Origin of the sequence: Pseudoalteromonas sp. MelDa3 (assembly GCF_002863625.1) — a bacterium.
In the GTDB taxonomy this organism is placed as follows: Bacteria; Pseudomonadota; Gammaproteobacteria; order Enterobacterales; family Alteromonadaceae; genus Pseudoalteromonas; species Pseudoalteromonas arctica.
In genome coordinates, this window is sequence record NZ_PJBR01000093.1 from 1 (window position 1) to 17,129 (window position 17,129).

14 protein-coding genes and 1 tRNA gene are annotated in these 17,129 nt (G+C 38.5%); 5 read left to right on the forward strand and 10 right to left on the reverse strand.

Annotated elements, in window-relative coordinates; genetic code table 11:
* The coding region (locus tag CXF89_RS15430) for a YkgJ family cysteine cluster protein (protein ID WP_121955102.1) at positions 1 to 333 on the forward strand (333 nt) is incomplete at its 5' end.
* Between the two features lie 215 nt (positions 334 to 548).
* Complete coding sequence (locus CXF89_RS15435) at positions 549 to 2,918, forward strand: TonB-dependent receptor (protein ID WP_121955103.1); 2,370 nt, start codon at positions 549 to 551, stop codon at positions 2,916 to 2,918.
* 371 nt (positions 2,919 to 3,289) lie between these two features.
* On the opposite strand, the gene CXF89_RS15440 is transcribed toward CXF89_RS15435, so the two are convergent.
* The 7 genes from CXF89_RS15440 to CXF89_RS15470 form a co-directional block, all read right to left on the reverse strand.
* Positions 3,290 to 3,910 carry a BamJ family beta-barrel-assembly machinery protein gene (locus CXF89_RS15440; RefSeq protein WP_007586200.1) on the reverse strand — a complete coding sequence of 207 codons (621 nt, stop codon included), beginning with the start codon at positions 3,908 to 3,910 and terminating at the stop codon, positions 3,290 to 3,292.
* Positions 3,911 to 3,979: 69 nt separating this feature from the next.
* On the reverse strand, positions 3,980 to 4,366 hold the full coding sequence (locus CXF89_RS15445) for a hypothetical protein (RefSeq protein ID WP_121955104.1): 387 nt from the start codon (positions 4,364 to 4,366) through the stop codon (positions 3,980 to 3,982).
* Positions 4,367 to 4,419: 53 nt separating this feature from the next.
* Positions 4,420 to 4,510, reverse strand: a tRNA-Ser gene (locus CXF89_RS15450).
* A 158-nt stretch (positions 4,511 to 4,668) separates the two neighbouring features.
* Positions 4,669 to 5,046, reverse strand: coding sequence for a hypothetical protein (locus CXF89_RS15455; protein WP_007582705.1), 378 nt, complete (start codon positions 5,044 to 5,046; stop codon positions 4,669 to 4,671).
* A 203-nt stretch (positions 5,047 to 5,249) separates the two neighbouring features.
* The gene (locus CXF89_RS15460; RefSeq protein WP_121955105.1) at positions 5,250 to 5,798 is read right to left on the reverse strand and encodes an NAD(P)H nitroreductase; all 549 of its coding nucleotides are present in this window, start codon (positions 5,796 to 5,798) and stop codon (positions 5,250 to 5,252) included.
* A 130-nt stretch (positions 5,799 to 5,928) separates the two neighbouring features.
* Complete coding sequence (locus CXF89_RS15465) at positions 5,929 to 6,612, reverse strand: HvfX family Cu-binding RiPP maturation protein (RefSeq protein WP_121955106.1); 684 nt, start codon at positions 6,610 to 6,612, stop codon at positions 5,929 to 5,931.
* Positions 6,613 to 6,705: 93 nt separating this feature from the next.
* A complete protein-coding gene (locus tag CXF89_RS15470; protein ID WP_121955107.1) occupies positions 6,706 to 8,667 on the reverse strand; it encodes an oxidoreductase in 1,962 nt (653 codons plus the stop codon).
* A gap of 219 nt (positions 8,668 to 8,886) precedes the next feature.
* On the opposite strand from CXF89_RS15470, the gene sppA reads away from it, so the two are divergent.
* Complete coding sequence (sppA, locus tag CXF89_RS15475) at positions 8,887 to 10,752, forward strand: signal peptide peptidase SppA (protein WP_121955108.1); 1,866 nt, start codon at positions 8,887 to 8,889, stop codon at positions 10,750 to 10,752.
* Between the two features lie 82 nt (positions 10,753 to 10,834).
* A complete protein-coding gene (gene ansA / locus CXF89_RS15480) occupies positions 10,835 to 11,845 on the forward strand; it encodes an asparaginase (RefSeq protein ID WP_007582693.1) in 1,011 nt (336 codons plus the stop codon).
* Between the two features lie 69 nt (positions 11,846 to 11,914).
* On the opposite strand, the gene gndA is transcribed toward ansA, so the two are convergent.
* Positions 11,915 to 13,288 carry an NADP-dependent phosphogluconate dehydrogenase gene (gene gndA, locus CXF89_RS15485; RefSeq protein WP_010554474.1) on the reverse strand — a complete coding sequence of 458 codons (1,374 nt, stop codon included), beginning with the start codon at positions 13,286 to 13,288 and terminating at the stop codon, positions 11,915 to 11,917.
* Between the two features lie 377 nt (positions 13,289 to 13,665).
* Here gndA and pyk point away from each other — a divergent pair, with 377 nt between their 5' ends.
* Complete coding sequence (gene pyk, locus CXF89_RS15490; protein ID WP_007582689.1) at positions 13,666 to 15,102, forward strand: pyruvate kinase; 1,437 nt, start codon at positions 13,666 to 13,668, stop codon at positions 15,100 to 15,102.
* 68 nt (positions 15,103 to 15,170) lie between these two features.
* Here pyk and CXF89_RS15495 read toward each other — a convergent pair whose 3' ends face one another.
* On the reverse strand, positions 15,171 to 15,995 hold the full coding sequence (locus tag CXF89_RS15495; RefSeq protein WP_121955109.1) for a LytR/AlgR family response regulator transcription factor: 825 nt from the start codon (positions 15,993 to 15,995) through the stop codon (positions 15,171 to 15,173).
* A complete protein-coding gene (locus tag CXF89_RS15500; protein WP_007582687.1) occupies positions 15,988 to 17,064 on the reverse strand; it encodes a sensor histidine kinase in 1,077 nt (358 codons plus the stop codon). Before CXF89_RS15500 ends, CXF89_RS15495 begins: the two co-directional genes overlap by 8 nt.
* Positions 17,065 to 17,129: the final 65 nt, after the last annotated feature.

Genomic DNA, 17,129 nt, shown 5'->3' on the forward strand with positions numbered 1-17,129 from the left:
AGCGCAACAAAAGAAGAAATAGATTTATGGGAGCTTTTTAACCCCGAAATTTATGAATACGTTAAAAACAACGAAATTTGGTTTGACCCAAAAACAGGCTTAAGACTTCAAGTGTGCCCATTTTTAGAAATTGCGCCTAAAAAAGATCCTCTCGCTAAAAACATGTATACCTGCAGTATTTACCTCGACCGCCCAGAAGACTGCCGCCACTACCCTAGTCTTATTTCAGAGATGATCCGCGACGAATGCGAAATGATTGAATCTGTAGATATAACAAATCAGACAAGAGCGCAGCATAAACTAGATGCGATAATGATAGATAGCCGCTATTAAATACATAGATTTACCGGCTAGCGCTATGAGTTCTTCGGTCAAATAGATAAGTTTCCTATTCACAAACCTATTATTTGAATTTTTATAATATTGGCTTAATCGTCATTTTTTGATTATTCATCGCAAAACACAAAGTTATACTATAACATTGTTGATTCGTTAATTTTGCGGTGTTATATTATATCACAACATAATAACCACGAACCAATATATCCATGACAAAGTTAACATTAATCTCCTCTGCTATTTTTTCTGTTTTATGTTCTCAATCAGCTTTGGCTGCAACCGTTACTGGTAAAGTAATGGATGATAAAAATCAACCAATTAAAAATGCCTCTATCCATGTCCATGGCAAAAACCAAAGCGTTAAAAGTAATGATTTAGGCGAGTTTGCTATCGATATAGATGCAAACAGCCAATTACATATTAGTAAAGACAACTACATAGACTCTCGTATTACTGTTACCGAATCTTCAAATAATCTGTCTGTGTCACTTAAACCAACATCGGTTGAAACAGTGGTTGTTTATGCCTCTGCACTTCATAAGAACAGCCTAGAAATGATATCGCCAGTAAGCGTGCTCTCAGGTGATGAATTAAGAAATAAATCTAAACCAACACTTGGCGAAACTCTTAAAGGTTTACCAGGCGTAAATGCAAGTTACTTTGGCCCTGTATCATCAAGCCCAATTATTCGTGGTTTAGATGGCCCTCGCGTTAAAATTACACAAAATGGATTAGATGCCAGCGATGCGTCGCGTATTGGCCCAGACCACGCGACATCAAGCGACAGCCTAGCGGCAGAGCAAATTGAAGTGTTGCGCGGTCCAAGTACCCTACTTTATGGCTCTGGTGCAATTGGTGGCGTTGTAAACGTGGTTGATAACCGTATTCCTACTAGCAATATCGACGAGCTTACAGGCGCTGCTGAATACAGCCACGATACGGTGTCAAATTCAAACACCGTAGCAGCAAAACTTGAAACAGGTAATGAAGGCTTTAACTTTCATTTTGATGGTACTAAGCGCAGCGGCGATGATTACCAAACACCGACCTTTACTATTGCCGACGATGATGGCGATGTTGAAACCGAAAGCTCGGTAGAAAATACTTTTATTGATAGCGAAACACTCAACTTTGGTACCAGCTATGTTGGCGATCATTTAACGATTGGTTTTTCTTACGGTAATATTGATACTGATTACGGTATTCCTGGGCATGAGCATCATCACGATCACGAAGGTGAAACTGAAGAAGAGCATGCAGAACATGAAGATGAAGCAGCTGAAGAGCCGGTTTACGCACATTTAGAGCAAGATCGCTGGCAAGGGCTTGTAAGTTACGCCCTTCATAATAACTGGATTGAAACCATCAACCTACGTGTTGGCTATACAGATTATTCACACAGCGAAATTGAAGATGGCGAAATTGGTACTACTTTTAAAAATAAAACGACTGAAGCACGTCTAAATGTAGAGCATAAGTTTGCTGATTGGCACGGAATGATGGGCTATCACTACAGCGATTCTGACTACGATGCAATTGGTGAAGAAGCATTTACACCCGCGAGTGTAACTACAACTAACGCATTATATTTACTAGAAGAGCGTGAATTTGGCAACGTGACAATAGAGCTTGGTGCACGTGTAGAAGATTACAAAATTGAAAGCCAAATCACGGCACACGAACATAGCCACGATGAAGTAGAAATAGATCATAGCGACGAAGAGACCATTGGGTACAATAAAAGCTTTACCAATTTAAGCACCTCTGCCGGTGCCATTTGGCAATACAGGCCGGGTCATAGTATTGCGACAAGTATTTCTCATTCAGAACGAGCACCACTTTCGGCAGAGCTTTTATCAAACGGTTTACACATTGCAACTGGCACTTATGAGCTAGGTCTTGGTTACAACATTGAAGATAATGAAGCGCATTTTGAGCCTGAAAATATTAAGCAAGAAACCTCAACAAACCTAGATTTAAGCTTTAGACGTTTTAGCGGAGACTTTGGTTACACCGTTAACTTTTTCTATAACGATATTAAAAACTTTTATTTCCAAGAAAATACGGGTTTAGTTTACGATGAAGAAGATGGTTTAGAATCAGCTATTGGTGCACATGACGATGCTGTTGCGGTTTATCAGTTTACAAGTAAAGACGCAGAGCTTTATGGAATTGAGTTTGACGCACATTACCAAGTAACCCCAAGCGCTATGGTTAAAGTATTTGGTGACTCAACTCGTGCAAAACTAAAAGACGACGAAGGCAACTTACCGCGTATCCCTGCCAATAAATTAGGCTCTGAGTTACAGTACGATTTAGGTGACTTACAACTAACACTGACGGGTACTCATTACTTTGATCAAAACGATGTAACTGCATTTGAAACAAAAACGGACGGCTATACGTTATTTGATGCACAAGCTAATTACCAATTAGGTTTAGGCAGTGTAGATGCACAGCTTTATATAAACGTGGATAACATTACTGATGAGTTAGGCTTTGTGCATAGCTCATTTATTAAAGATAAAGCCCCACTACCTGGCAGAAACTTCCGCTTTGGTGTTCGTGGTTATTTTTAATAATTAAAAATAGTTTTTAGTTTATATATTTACAAACCGCATTTTATTAATGCGGTTTTTTTTATTTTTAGAATATATAATATCAACACGCAGTTATACTTAATCGATTTGAAGGATTAAACCTGATGCTAACTGCGTTAAGAATTTCTGATATACGACTGCATGGATGCTGGAGGTAGAGCAATGCAAGAGCAATTAGTGGTAACAACTAAACAACGAAATTTTTGCCTTGTTATCGACACAATTTTCTTAGCGAAAAGTAGATCACTTAATTAAGCTAATTGGTATAAAACTCTTAAATTACAAACACAAAAAAGCCGTATTCAAATTGAATACGGCTTTTTAAATTCTTAAATTAAAATTTATTTAATTTAAGAAATGATTTCGTGTAGCTCAACATCAAATACAAGCGTTGAGAAAGGTGCGATTGCAGCACCTGCGCCACGTTCACCATAAGCAAGCTCATGAGGAACGTAGATACGCCATTTAGTACCTACAGGCATCATTTGTAATGCTTCAGTCCAGCCTTTGATCACGCCACCAACTGGAAATTCAGCTGGTTGACCGCGCTCGTATGAGCTATCAAACACAGTACCGTTAATAAGTGTACCGTGGTAATCAACACGTACTGTAGACTCAGCTGTTGGCTTTTCGCCTTCGCCAGTTGCTAGTACTTCGTATTGAAGACCAGACTCAGTTACTGTGATTTCAGGACGTTTTGCGTTTTCTTCTAAGAATGAAATACCTTCTGCAGAAAGTACTTTAGACTCTTCTTCACGACGAGCTTGAATCTCTTCGTTTATTTTTTCAAATGCAGCTTGGATCTCTGGGATCTCAACTTGAAATGCGCTACCAGCGTACGCATCTTTCATGCCTTCAAATACTGAATTTAGGTTTAAGCCTTCAAAAGGATTAGACTTAAGTTGCTCACCCATTTGTAAGCCAATACCGTAACTTGCTTTTTCAGCATCTGTAGTAAAATTATCTGACATAATGTGTTTTTCACGTTTTGTTAGTTAAAAGACGCGACTATGCTATCACAAAATAAACCGCGTTTGGGGCTAGTTTTTGCTGAGTTTTAGCTTAATTAGGCCAACAATATAACTACAAAGCGGCAAACTGAATAAAATTCCAACAAGTAGAGGCATTGTTAGTAATCCTGATTCGCCAAACAGTAAAAATGGCACTACAAGCAGCCCTATACAACCAATAAAAACAGAGCCAATAACTGGCCAATGCTTATCGTATTTGGTAATAAGATGGGCAGCTAAAACATTAAAACCAACACCATAAATTAAAGCGGTAATTAATGGATACTCTGGATGAGCGTCTATAGCCATTTTTGCTAATAAGCTAATAGCACTTTGATAGCAGTAACCAAATACCGTCCATAATAAAAGATGTTTTATTAATTTCTGCGAGGTTGGTAGGTTTGTTGCTTTAGTCATTTAGAAACTCCACAAAGCAAAAAACCGCCCATAAGGCGGTTTTTTTTAAATAATGGTGGAGAGATAGGGATTTGAACCCTAGATGGGCTATAAACCCATGCCGGTTTTCAAGACCGGTGCATTCGACCACTCTGCCATCTCTCCGCACGGCGCGAATAATATGGTTAAATACGTAACTTGTAAAGAGCTAAATATAAATTAATATAAAACATTAATTTATTGGATGAAATACATCCACTTTGTTATTTTATTAAGCTATTCACTTTAATAAAAGTGTAGTTAATGGACTAAAGTTAAACGCATTAATAATATTGTTTTGGTCTGCGAGCAATCCAAGAACAAATTAAACAAGCCAATATACTCAGTGCAGTAAAGGTAACGCCTTGAAAAATTAAATCAAATCGATTTAAATCATCACTTGGTACTACAACAAACATAAAAGCTGGTAGCACACTAAGCGATAAAACGTAGCAACATACTTTAAATGCACGCCCAAAGTCGAAACGTTTGGACTGGTGCATCCACCATGTTAACAACACAAGCATACCCATCGCTGAACCGGCTATAAAGTGTGATGCATTTGTGCTCATTGCAACATACAGTGTTACAAAAGCACCAATGATTCCCCAAATTGACCATGCTAGCCAATTCTCTTTTTCACGTAAAAATAAATTTCCCATAGTTTTCGTCTTCTTTATCGTTATTTTTATTAAGACTTTCCATAATGTATCAAAAAACAACCGATTAAAAAACAAACTGAAGAAGATTTAGTAAATTTAGTGCTTCCAAGCGCTTCTTACAGCCAAGCCATTAACTTTTGAATAATACTCTTTGTAACCTTAATGAATTATGACTATGTAAATTGCGCAAAGTTCATACTATTTCACAAATCACTAAAATAGTTTTCTGGCTTATGGCGAGGCGACTTTTTACAATAGACTTCGGGTGTACCTATATATAAATACCCTACTATTTCATCTTGCTCATGTAAGTTAAGCGCTTTTTTAACCGCGCTACTTTGTGCAAAGTAGCCTGTGCGCCAAACACCGCCTAACCCTTGGGCAAATGCAGCTTGTTGCATCGCAAGTACGCTGCACCCTGCGCTTTGTACTTGTTCTATTCGAGGAACTTTTGGGTGTTCTTGATATTTAGCAATTGCTATTACAATCATAGGCGCACGAAGGGGAAGCTCTTTAGCACGGTTAATTACTTTTTCTTCTTGTTGCTCTGCTAACGCACTTTGATGGTAAATTTCACCTAGTTTATTGCGTCCATCACCTTGAGCAACAATAAACTGCCAAGGGGCAATACAACCATGATCGGGAACGCGTAATGCTGCTTGCTTAATTATGTCGAGCTGCTCAGGGGAAGGGCCCGGCTCTGTTAGTTTAGAGTCTGATTGGCGGGTAAGTAAAAGCTCGATAGCGTTCATAACGATTCCTCAAAATTCAAAACGCTAGAGTAACATTTAAACCCTTAAAAAATAAATACCGAGAAATTAAAATGCAAAACGGCCGCAAAGGGTTAAGCTATGCGGCCGTTAGTAAAGTAGATTAAATACGTTATTCTTTTACAATATTTCGCCTTAACCAGTAATCTATACTAACAAAACGCCCACCGCCCATAAAAAACAAGCTAAGAAGCATAGCAAAATAAATTGCCGAAAATTCTATACCGTTGTTTAAAATAGACGGCTTGCCCTTTTCGTATAGGTAATCAGGAAAACCGTGTTCTTCAGCTAAGCCACGAATTTTACCTATTCGGTCTTGTACTTCTAGTGAGTTTTCAAGGCTTTCTTTAGCGCCCGGAATTGATAACCAATCGAGCACTTGCGCAGCACTTGTTTCTGGATTAGTTGGTGCTATTGCAAACCAACCATTATGCCAATGCACTGAGGTTGCAGCGACAACCATTGTGAACATAAGTGGGATACTGACCAAGCGAGTTAAAAGGCCAAGTAATAAAAACCAACCTCCTAAAAATTCACTCCAGCCAGCTAAAAAAGCTAGTAAGTCAGGAAACGGTAATCCTAAACCCCATTCATTATTACCAAACCATTGAACTACATCTGGAGATGCTAAAAAGTTATCAAAGAAACCTTCTGTCTCACCGCTTATAGCAAGTTTGTTATAACCTGCAATGATCATAACAGGGGCTAAAATTAAGCGAAATAGCAATGCAGGTAAACCATCTAAAAATAATAATTTACTCAATATTGCATCGTAAAGGCTGGTTAGTTTATTCATGCGTATCCTGTGTGTTCAATGTTTATTAAGTTATAGACTATAAACAGCAATGACCGCACGAATTAATAAACTATTTCAACTTGTTTACAAAGCTTAAATACTTCTAGCTACCTGAAGTGCTTCAAAAATAGCGCGTTTGGCATCAATAGCGGCAGCTAGTTTAGCGCCGCCTATAACATGTACATTTGCGTTATCTGTGTAATTTTCTAGCACTTCGTTATTAGAAACCTGACCGATACAAGCAATAACCGTGTCTACTGGCAGTACTTGAGTTTCACCAGCAACATTAATAGTAAGTCCGCTTTTATCAAAGCTTTGGTATTGGCAATCAGCAATTTGCTTAACGCCATGCTGCTTAGCAACTTGGCGATGTATCCAACCCGTTGTTTTACCAAGTTCGCTACCAAAACGACCCGCACTGCGTTTTAACATATACAATTGACGTTCATCTTTATGAGGTTGGGCTTGACACTCAATCCCCCATTGCGTTTTAAACTCGCTAATAGTTTGCGATTTATGTTCGCTTAAAAACGCAACCATATCAAAACCTATACCACCGGCACCTAAAATAGCAATTGATTTACCCAGCTCTACTTCGCCACGTATAACTTCGTCATAAGCAAACACACGCTTATCATCGCTACATTTAATTGATGCTTCACGTGGGCGAACGCCAGTTGCAAATACAATATCGTCATAGTTTTTAAGCATTGAATCGTCGTAAGCTTTACCAAGCTCTACAGTTACTTTTAATCGCTCAAGCTCATTAGTGAAGTAAGTAAGAGTATGGTTAAAGTCTTCTTTGCCCGGTATTTGCATAGCTAAATTAAATTGGCCACCCATTTGCGGTTTTTGATCAATTAACGTGACGTTATGCCCTTTTTGAGCCAAGTAACAACTTGCCGATAAACCAGCAGGGCCTGCACCGACTACTAATACGTTTTTAGCTTTGGTTGCTTGCTCTAACGGGTAATCTAGCTCAAATGCAGCTTGTGGATTAACTAAACACGTAGCACGTTTATTTTTAAATACGTGATCTAGACAACCTTGGTTACACCCTATACAAATATTAATTTGCTTAGATTGATTATTTGCGTATTTATTAAAAAACTCTGGATCGGCAAGTAGCGGCCTTGCCATAGAAATTAAATCAGCCTCGCCTGCATTTAAAATATCGTTAGCTATTTCTGGAGTATTAATTCGGTTAACAGCAATAACTGGCACGCTCACCACGTCTTTTAAACGTTTTGATGCTTCTTTAAATGCACCTGGCGGCACCATACTCGCAATAGTCGGTACACGCGCTTCGTGCCAACCAATACCTGTGTTAAAAATATCAACGCCCGCTTTTTCAAGCTCGGTAGCTTGAATGACAACTTCCTCTGGCGTTGAGCCGTTTGGAATTAAATCAATAACCGACAATCTAAAAATGATTAAGAATTGCTCAGATACTTTTGCTCTTACAGCTTTAACTATTTCAAGCGCAAGTCGCATTCTATTTTCTAGGCTGCCACCAAATTCATCTTCACGTTTATTGGTGTGCGGCGCCATAAACTCATTAATCAAATACCCTTCAGAACCCATAACTTCAACGCCATCGTAGCCGGCTTTTTCAGCCATATAGGCAGAGTGCGCAAAGTCTTTAATTGTTTTTTTAATCGAGCCAAGCGTCATAGCTTTAGGTTTATAAGGATTAATAGGTGCTTTTATTGCACTTGGTGCCTGATTGAATGGATGGTACGCATAACGTCCAGCATGTAATAATTGCAAACAAATTTTTCCGCCGTGTTTATGCACAGCATCTGTGTAAGCGCGGTGCTTAAATACATCGTAATAACTATTAAATGAAGATGAAATAGGTGTTAATTTGCCACGTAAATTAGGGCTGTATCCGCCCGTAATTAACATTGCAGTGCCGCCTTTTGCACGTGCTTCGTAAAATGCACGTAAGCGTTTGCGGTTATGCCATCCCTCTTCAAGGCCTGTATGCATTGAGCCCATCACTAAGCGGTTACGTAATTGTGTGTGTTTTAGTTGTAATTGTTGTTCTAACATCTTGTGCCCCGTTAACTGGTCTAACCTGTATACATTAGCTAATTCTGCTTTAATGGCAAGTAATAAGCAATATGTGCCTTCATTTAATTAAAAAAAGCCATAAAAACATGTATTAATAGCACCTCATAAACACTTCGTTACGATTTAGCAGTTAAATTTATTTTTATTCTAGGCTAAGATGGAACTAATGTATTAACTGTACCAAATTAAGGAGCTATTTTGATAGCAAAGGTATTTAAAGGTATTTGGACTGGAATTAACTTTTCTCGTCGTTTAATACTCAACATTCTGTTTTTATTACTGGTAATTGTTTTCTTAGTGTCACTCTCAAGTGACGACGATAAAATAATAGTTGAAAATGGCTCTGTGCTTAGGCTTAACCTAAATGGCCCTATTGTTGAAGAAAAAACATACATAGATCCGGTCGAAGCTGCAATTAGTGATGCAACTTCTGGTTCTGAAGCGCCAAGCGAAATATTACTCGACGATATTGTTGAAGTAATAAACGAAGCGACTAAAGACGATCGCATTACGGTGATGCTGCTTGATTTACAAGAAATGCCTAAAGCGCATTTAAACAAACTTAAGCAAATTACCAATGCTATCGATGCATTTAAACAAGCTGGCAAAAAAGTGATTGCATCGGGTTATTACTATACCCAAGCACAATACTATATTGCATCACATGCTGATGAAATAGCTATGCACCCATACGGTAGCGTAGGTATTGAAGGTTACGGCATGTATCCGCTTTACTTTAAAGATGCACTTGAAAAGCTTGAAGTAACGCAGCATATTTTCCGTGTTGGTACATTTAAGTCAGCAGTAGAACCTTTCATTCGTAACGACATGTCTGAAGCAGCCAAAGAAGCTAACCGTGTTTGGTTAGGCGCTCTTTGGAGCGAATACAAACAAGATGTTGCTGCGGTTCGCCCATTTGATGAGTCAAATTTCGACGAGACAATGGACGTATATCTTGAAAAAATGAAAGCTGCAGATGGTGATGCAGGTAAATATGCACTTGACCACCAGTGGGTTGATTCTTTAAAAACAAATCAACAAGTTCGCAAACAATTAATTGATTTAGTTGGCGCACAAGAAGATGGCAAAACATTTAAGCAAGTTTCATTTCGTGAATACTTAAGCTTGGTTAAACCACCGATTGAGTTTGATAACCCTATTACTGAAAAAGTCGCCGTTGTAGTTGCTAAAGGTACAATTGTGGATGGTGAGCGTAAAGCTGGCGAAATTGGTGGCGACTCTACAGCAGCCCTACTTCGTAAAGCACGCCTTGATGACAAAGTTAAAGCGGTTGTACTGCGCATTGATTCAGGTGGCGGTAGTATGTTTGCCTCTGAAGTTATTCGTGCAGAAGTATTAGCGCTTAAAGCTGCTGGTAAGCCTGTTATTGCCTCTATGAGCTCTGTAGCTGCATCAGGTGGTTATTGGATTGCCTCTGCTGCAAACGAAATCTGGGCAGCACCGAGTACTATTACAGGTTCAATTGGTGTGTTTGGTACGTTTATGACATTTGAAAAAACCTTATCTAAAATTGGTGTTTATTCAGATGGCGTTGCAACAACCGAAATGGCTGGTTTTTCTATCACTCGTCCCCTAAACGAAAAAATGGGTCAAGTAATTCAGATGAGCGTTGAAGAAGCATACGGTCGCTTTTTAAATGTTGTCGCTGATGCCCGTAATATGACGCCTGAGCAAGTTGATAAAATTGCCCAAGGCCGCGTATGGATTGCATCTCAAGCACTTGAACTAGGTTTAGTAGACAAACTTGGTGATAAACAAGATGCTATAAAAGCAGCCGCAGCACTTGCAAAACTTAATCACTATGAAGTTAAAACCATTAAACAAGATTTAAGCTCGCAAGAAAAAATGATTCAAAACATTTTTGGTAACGCGTCTATTAAATCGATGCTTGGTTTACAAACACAAAAAACATCTGTGTTAGCAACGCAAGCTAACTTGCAAAGCGTTATTAACCAATTAAGTACTGAAGTTGAAAACCTTAAAGATTACAACGATCCACAAGGTGTATATGCACGCTGTTTAGTGTGTAACGTTGCACAATAAAAGTGCATAGCTTTACCTAATCAGCTGTATTTAAAGTTACTTAACGTTATACTAAGCCCAGTTTTTTTACTGGGCTTTTTTTATGAAACGTAAACGCATTTATATCGCTTATACTGGCGGTACTATAGGTATGAAAAAATCGAGTCGAGGTTATATTCCTGCTGAAGGTTTTTTAACAGAAACCGTAGTAAACAACGCAGAGTTTAACCGTGATGAAATGCCTTTGTTTGATATTCACGAATACTGCCCTCTTATAGATTCTTCAGATATGTCTCCTGAGCATTGGCAACTTATTGCTGATGACATTAAAGATAAATACCAAGATTATGATGGTTTTGTTGTGCTTCATGGCACCGATACAATGGCGTATACAGCCTCAGCACTATCGTTTATGTTCGAAAATCTAACTAAACCTGTAATTGTAACTGGCTCACAAATTCCGCTTTCTCAATTACGCTCAGATGGTCAAGTAAACCTTCTGAATGCAATGTATTTAGCGGCAAATTATCCAATTGCAGAAGTAAGTCTATTTTTTAATAACCAACTGTTTAGAGGTAACAGAGCAACTAAAGCCCACGCCGATGGATTTAATGCATTTGCGTCGCCTAATCTTGATCCCTTAGCGTTATCGGGTATTAGTATTCAACTTATTAAAGGCCAACTTAGTCCTTATGTTGAAAATGAGCTGCAAGTTACCCCTATTACACCTCAACCCATTGGTGTGCTTTATTTATACCCTGGTATTAGTCAAGAAGTGGTTAAAAGCTTAGTTAACGGCAATATTAAAGCACTGGTGTTGCTTAGTTTTGGTGTAGGTAATGCACCGCAAGATCCTAACTTTTTATCAATACTTGAAGAGGCAAGTAAACGTGGCGTCGTTATTGTTAATTTAACCCAGTGCTTAAAAGGCCATGTAAATATGGGCGGCTATGCAACGGGTAATGCACTGTTAAATATTGGTGTTATTAGTGGGTACGATATGACCCTTGAAGCATGTTTAACTAAATTACATTATTTATTTAGCCAAAAGCTAGAAGTAGAGACGATTCGTCATTTAATGCAAGACAATTTACGTGGTGAGTTAAGCCGTTAAATCTCACAGCACCAAAAATACAAAAGGCACGCTAAATAGCGTGCCTTTATCGTTTTAAACAACTGTTTATTATCTAACTTTAGCGTCGATATCTACTAGGTCAGTTAAATGGCATGTTTCACCGCTATGGGTTTTAACGCCGTGCTCACCAAAGTAATCACGCTGGGCTTGAACTAAATGCCCATTACTCGGTGTGGTTAATGTTGCTAAATACGTTTGTGTAGCACCCAATACAGGGAATGCTAAACCAGTCATTATTGCTTGTCCGGTAATTTTGCGCAAAGAGTTAGACTCTTTCTCAAGGGTATCAATAAATTCAACACCTTGTGCAACGCTATCAAGGTAGTCAGCACGAATAATACAACCAGCACGCCACGTTTGAAGCGTTTTAGATAAATCAACTTTCCACTGATGAGTACGTGATGCACCTTTAATTAACGCTAAACCTTGGCGATACGCTAGTAAGCTTGCAAGTAAGAACGCTTCTTTTAGCTCTTCTAAATCAATTTCAACATTGTTAGTTGATTTAGATGCATACGTCATCTCTTGTGCAGCCGTTGTATTACATGCATTAGTTAAATGACGAGCTTGTACAGCAGCAACAAGTGAAGGAACTGCAATACCAAGTTCTAGTGCATTTTGCGCAGTCCAAAGACCAGTACCTTTAGCGCCAACTTTATTATCAATTAAGTCCGCAAGCGGTACATTATTATGATTTTCAAGTGACAATATGTGGCTAGAAATAGACAGTAAGTAGCTATTTAATTGACCTTCTGACCAGTCATTAAATATCTCAGCCACTTCTTTTGGAGAACGATTAGTGCCTAAACGAAGTAATTGGTACACTTCTGCAATAAGTTGCATAAGTGCGTATTCAATACCGTTGTGAACCATTTTTACAAAATGACCACTTGCTGATTGACCTACACGTGCAAAACACGAGTCGCCATTATAGCTAGCAGCTACTTTTTCAAACCATGGCTCAATACGTTCCCAACCACCCTCAGAACCACTTGCCATCATTGCAGGACCATGGCGAGCACCTTCTGCACCGCCAGAAATTCCCATAGTGGCAAATTCAAATTTATTTTGGTATTTAAGTTTACGCGTTATACCGTCTTTATAATTACTATTACCGCAATCGACAATCATATCGTCACAGTTAACGCCGGCCTCTACAAGTTCATTACAAACTGTATCAACTAACTCACCAGCAGGAACAAGTAATAAAATAGAACGAGGTGCCTCTAAACGCCTTACCATGTCTCTTAAATCAGAGACAATGTGAAGCCTATCAGCCATGCCTTGAGATTTAGCACAACTTAGTAACTCTTCACCCGCATGTGGGTTTTTGTCATAAGCGACTAGCGTTATCCCTTTTTCAATCAAGTTTAGGGCAAGATTTTTTCCCATAACGCCTAACCCTACTAATGCAACTTGCATCTAGTGTCCTCCTCGGTAACAACTATTTGGTTAGAAAATTCAGTGTATAAATTAAATAATACCGCGTGCATTATACTCATACAGTCATAAAATACTAATTATGAGTCAATACAACATGCTTTTTTATTACAGATAAATAAGCTACGTAATTATATCAAACATCAATGGTCTCGGGGTGACTAAAAGCAAAGCTAATTGAAATTAAGATCATTGACGCATTCTGACACCGGTGTCATAATGATGACACAATAGTTTTGTATAAAATAGTGGCAAACCTTTGAAGTTTGCACATAACTAAAATATTTTATTCTAATATAGATATTTTAAGTCAACAAAATAACGTCAACATGCTTTCACCAAGCAAACAGGAGAAATTGATGCTAAGACGCACGAAAATAGTCGCTACCCTTGGACCTGCTACCGATAGAGATAACAACTTAGAAAAAATTATTATCGCTGGGGCTAATGTAGTACGTTTAAACTTCTCACATGGTGTTGCCCAAGATCATAAAGACCGTGCACAAGCTGTACGCGATATTGCAAAAAGATTAGGCAAGCATATTGCTATCCTTGCTGACCTTCAAGGCCCTAAAATCCGCGTTTCTACTTTTAAAGAAGGTAAAGTAACGCTTGCTGTGGGTGCAAAATTTACCCTTGATGCAAAAATGGAAAAAGGCGAAGGCGACATAAACTCTGTAGGTATTGATTATAAAGAATTACCTAACGATGTAAGCCCTAACGATTTACTACTTCTAAATGACGGCCTTATTCAATTAAGTGTTGATGAAGTAGCTGGGCATTTAGTGCATTGTACAGTCACTGTTGGCGGTGTTTTATCTAACAATAAAGGTATTAACCGTTTAGGTGGTGGCTTAACTGCTCCAGCATTTACTGAAAAAGACAAAGAAGATTTAATAACTGCCGCTGAAATTGACGTAGATTACATTGCCGTATCATTCCCACGTAGTGGCGACGATATGCGCTACGTACGCTCACTTGCTGAAGCTGCTGGTTCAAAAGCACAGTTACTTGCTAAAATTGAACGTGCTGAAGCCGTTGAAACCCAAGAAGCTGTTGATGACATCATTTTAGCGTCTGACGCTGTAATGGTTGCTCGTGGTGATTTAGGTGTTGAAATTGGTGATGCTGCTCTTATGGGCAAGCAAAAACTAATTATTCGTCGTGCTCGTTCATTAAACCGTACTGTAGTAACAGCAACGCAAATGATGGAATCGATGATCGATAACCCTATGCCTACACGTGCAGAAGTTATGGATGTTGCAAATGCTGTTCTTGATGGAACAGATGCTGTAATGCTTTCAGCTGAAACAGCTGCAGGTGATTATCCTGAAGAAACAGTTGCGACTATGGCACGCGTTTGTTTAGGTGCTGAATCGCAAAAAGAAACGCACGTTTCTAAACACCGTTTAGATAGTCGCTTTTCTAACAATGCTGAATCAATTGCGCTTTCTGCTATGTATGCAGCTAATCACTTAGATTCTGTTAAAGCAATTATCACACTTACTGAATCTGGTAGTACGGCTAAATTAATGTCGCGTATCAGCTCAGGCTTACCAATCTACTCGCTTTCACGTCATGCGAGTACATTAGGTCAAACAGCACTTTATCGTGGTGTTTACCCAGTATTTTTTGATTCTACAAAAACTGAAAAAGACGGTATGGTAAAAGCCGCGCTTGATACTTTAGTTTCTCAAGGGTCTTTACAGTCTGGCGATACAGTAATTATTACTCACGGTGACTCAATGGAAACTGTGGGCGCAACTAACACAATGAAAATTGTAACTGTTGCGTAATTAAACGCCGAATATAAAAAATGCGAGCTTAGCTCGCATTTTTTGTGTCTGTAATAAAAGCGTTGGCTTTAACTTGCTAATGCCGCTTTAACCTTATCTCGGTAGCTACGGCTCACTTTTAATTCTTGGCCATTTTCAAGTACTAATAAATACTCACCACTTACTTGTGTAACCAGTTTACTAATTTGTTTTGTATTTACTATTGCGCTGCGGTGCACACGCACAAATAACTGAGGGTCGAGCTCTTGCTCAAGCTCTTTCATTGTTTTACGTAGAATATGCGTTTGTCCGTCTTCACAGTGTAAACACATATAGTCACCTGCTGCATCAACCCATTGGATAGTCGCTACAGGTACCCGTATAATTTCACCCTGCTCTTTTACAGCAAGCGATTCTGGGTAACGTCTGTCTGTTAGCATATCGCCAGTGGCTAATTTTTTAAGTATTTCTTCGCAATTGTTACCAGTAATACCGGCTACAAAACTCGCTAGTTTTTTCTTATGGACGTTGTCTTGCTGCGTTTTTAAGTAGGTATGCACTTTTTCTACCGCCTGTTTTAGTCTGTTATCATCAACGGGTTTTAAAATGTAATCGAGAGCATGAATTTCAAACGCTTTTACAGCAAACTGGTCAAAGGCCGTTACAAATACAATCGCTGGTAATGCTTTTGAGCTTTCGCTAAGGGCTCTTGCTACTTCAAAGCCATTCATACCTGGCATTTGAATATCTAAAAAAACCAAATCAATTTTCTCGCTTTGACACATTTCAATTGCATCAGCGCCTGAACTACACAATTTAATTACTTCAATATCAGAGTATTCTTCGAGCCTTACCGCTAAACCTTTTCGTGCTAACGGTTCATCATCAACAATGAGTGTTTTTATTTTAGTCATTTTTCACAGCCTTCTCAAAAGGTACTCGCAGATTAACTTTTAATCCACTTGGCGTATTATGTGATAATACAAACGAATAATTATTTTCATACAACGTTTTTAATCTATCTTTGGTATTAGCGACACCTACGCCTTGAGCGTTAACTAATTGGCCATCGAGTATGTCAGTACCTGGGCCGTTGTCGCCCACTTCTAGTAATAACTCATTCGCAAATACCTGTGCTTTTATATCAATTACTCCACCTTCTGTTAGATGGGCAATAGCATATTTAATCGCGTTTTCTATAATAGGTTGCAAAATTAAGCTCGGTACTAAAGCCTCTTTAGCCTGCTCGCTTATATCTACATTTACCTTTAATCGCTCATCAAAACGTACACGTTCTATTTCTAAGTAAAGCATGAGTGCATGTAACTCTTGCTCTAGCGGTACTTTCTTTATTGGATCGGTATTTAATGTATAACGTAGAAAGTCACTTAGCCTTGCTACCATTAAGTTAGCATCTTTGTTTTCTTTAACCAAAATTAAAGTAGAAATAGCGTTAAGTGTATTGAATAAAAAATGGGGATTGAGCTGATACCTAAGCATTTTTAATTGCGCTTCGTGTGCCATAGTTGTGGCTTTTAGTGCTTTTTGTCGCTCACTTTGTAATAACTGATAATATTTAACACCAAAGTACAAACCACTCCAACATAAAATAATATATACAGAATCTAAGCCTTGCTGCAGGTAATAAAACCACTCCTCTGGTCTATAACCATGGCGGTATATTTCCCACAAATTAAATTTTTGAACGACAGCCCATAAAGTACCTGTTACATAAGAGGCACCAAATACCACAATCATTAATACCCAAGGCGAGGCATTCCAAATTTTACGGTAAATATACCTAAGCGGTACTGTCATTAAGCAACCAGCGTAAGCATTTAATAAAATAACAAATACGTATATATCACGCATTTCAAATACTTTAGAGCCAATATAATTTACTAACGCATAACCAATCCAGCCTGCAATTTGCAAAAGCCAAAAAAAGCGTTGTCTGTTATCGACTAAAGATTGCCAGTTCAAAATAGATGTTTACTCCGTATAGTTAAAGACTAATTCCATAAAATAGGCGCTTATTATTCTTTATT

Coding starts and splice junctions, on each gene's coding strand:
- CXF89_RS15435 (WP_121955103.1), top strand. CDS start 549: ATGACAAAGTTAACATTAATCTCCTCTGCTATTTTTTCTGTTTTATGT.
- CXF89_RS15440 (WP_007586200.1), bottom strand. CDS start 3,910: ATGTCAGATAATTTTACTACAGATGCTGAAAAAGCAAGTTACGGTATT.
- CXF89_RS15445 (WP_121955104.1), bottom strand. CDS start 4,366: ATGACTAAAGCAACAAACCTACCAACCTCGCAGAAATTAATAAAACAT.
- CXF89_RS15455 (WP_007582705.1), bottom strand. CDS start 5,046: ATGGGAAATTTATTTTTACGTGAAAAAGAGAATTGGCTAGCATGGTCA.
- CXF89_RS15460 (WP_121955105.1), bottom strand. CDS start 5,798: ATGAACGCTATCGAGCTTTTACTTACCCGCCAATCAGACTCTAAACTA.
- CXF89_RS15465 (WP_121955106.1), bottom strand. CDS start 6,612: ATGAATAAACTAACCAGCCTTTACGATGCAATATTGAGTAAATTATTA.
- CXF89_RS15470 (WP_121955107.1), bottom strand. CDS start 8,667: ATGTTAGAACAACAATTACAACTAAAACACACACAATTACGTAACCGC.
- ansA (WP_007582693.1), top strand. CDS start 10,835: ATGAAACGTAAACGCATTTATATCGCTTATACTGGCGGTACTATAGGT.
- gndA (WP_010554474.1), bottom strand. CDS start 13,288: ATGCAAGTTGCATTAGTAGGGTTAGGCGTTATGGGAAAAAATCTTGCC.
- pyk (WP_007582689.1), top strand. CDS start 13,666: ATGCTAAGACGCACGAAAATAGTCGCTACCCTTGGACCTGCTACCGAT.
- CXF89_RS15495 (WP_121955109.1), bottom strand. CDS start 15,995: ATGACTAAAATAAAAACACTCATTGTTGATGATGAACCGTTAGCACGA.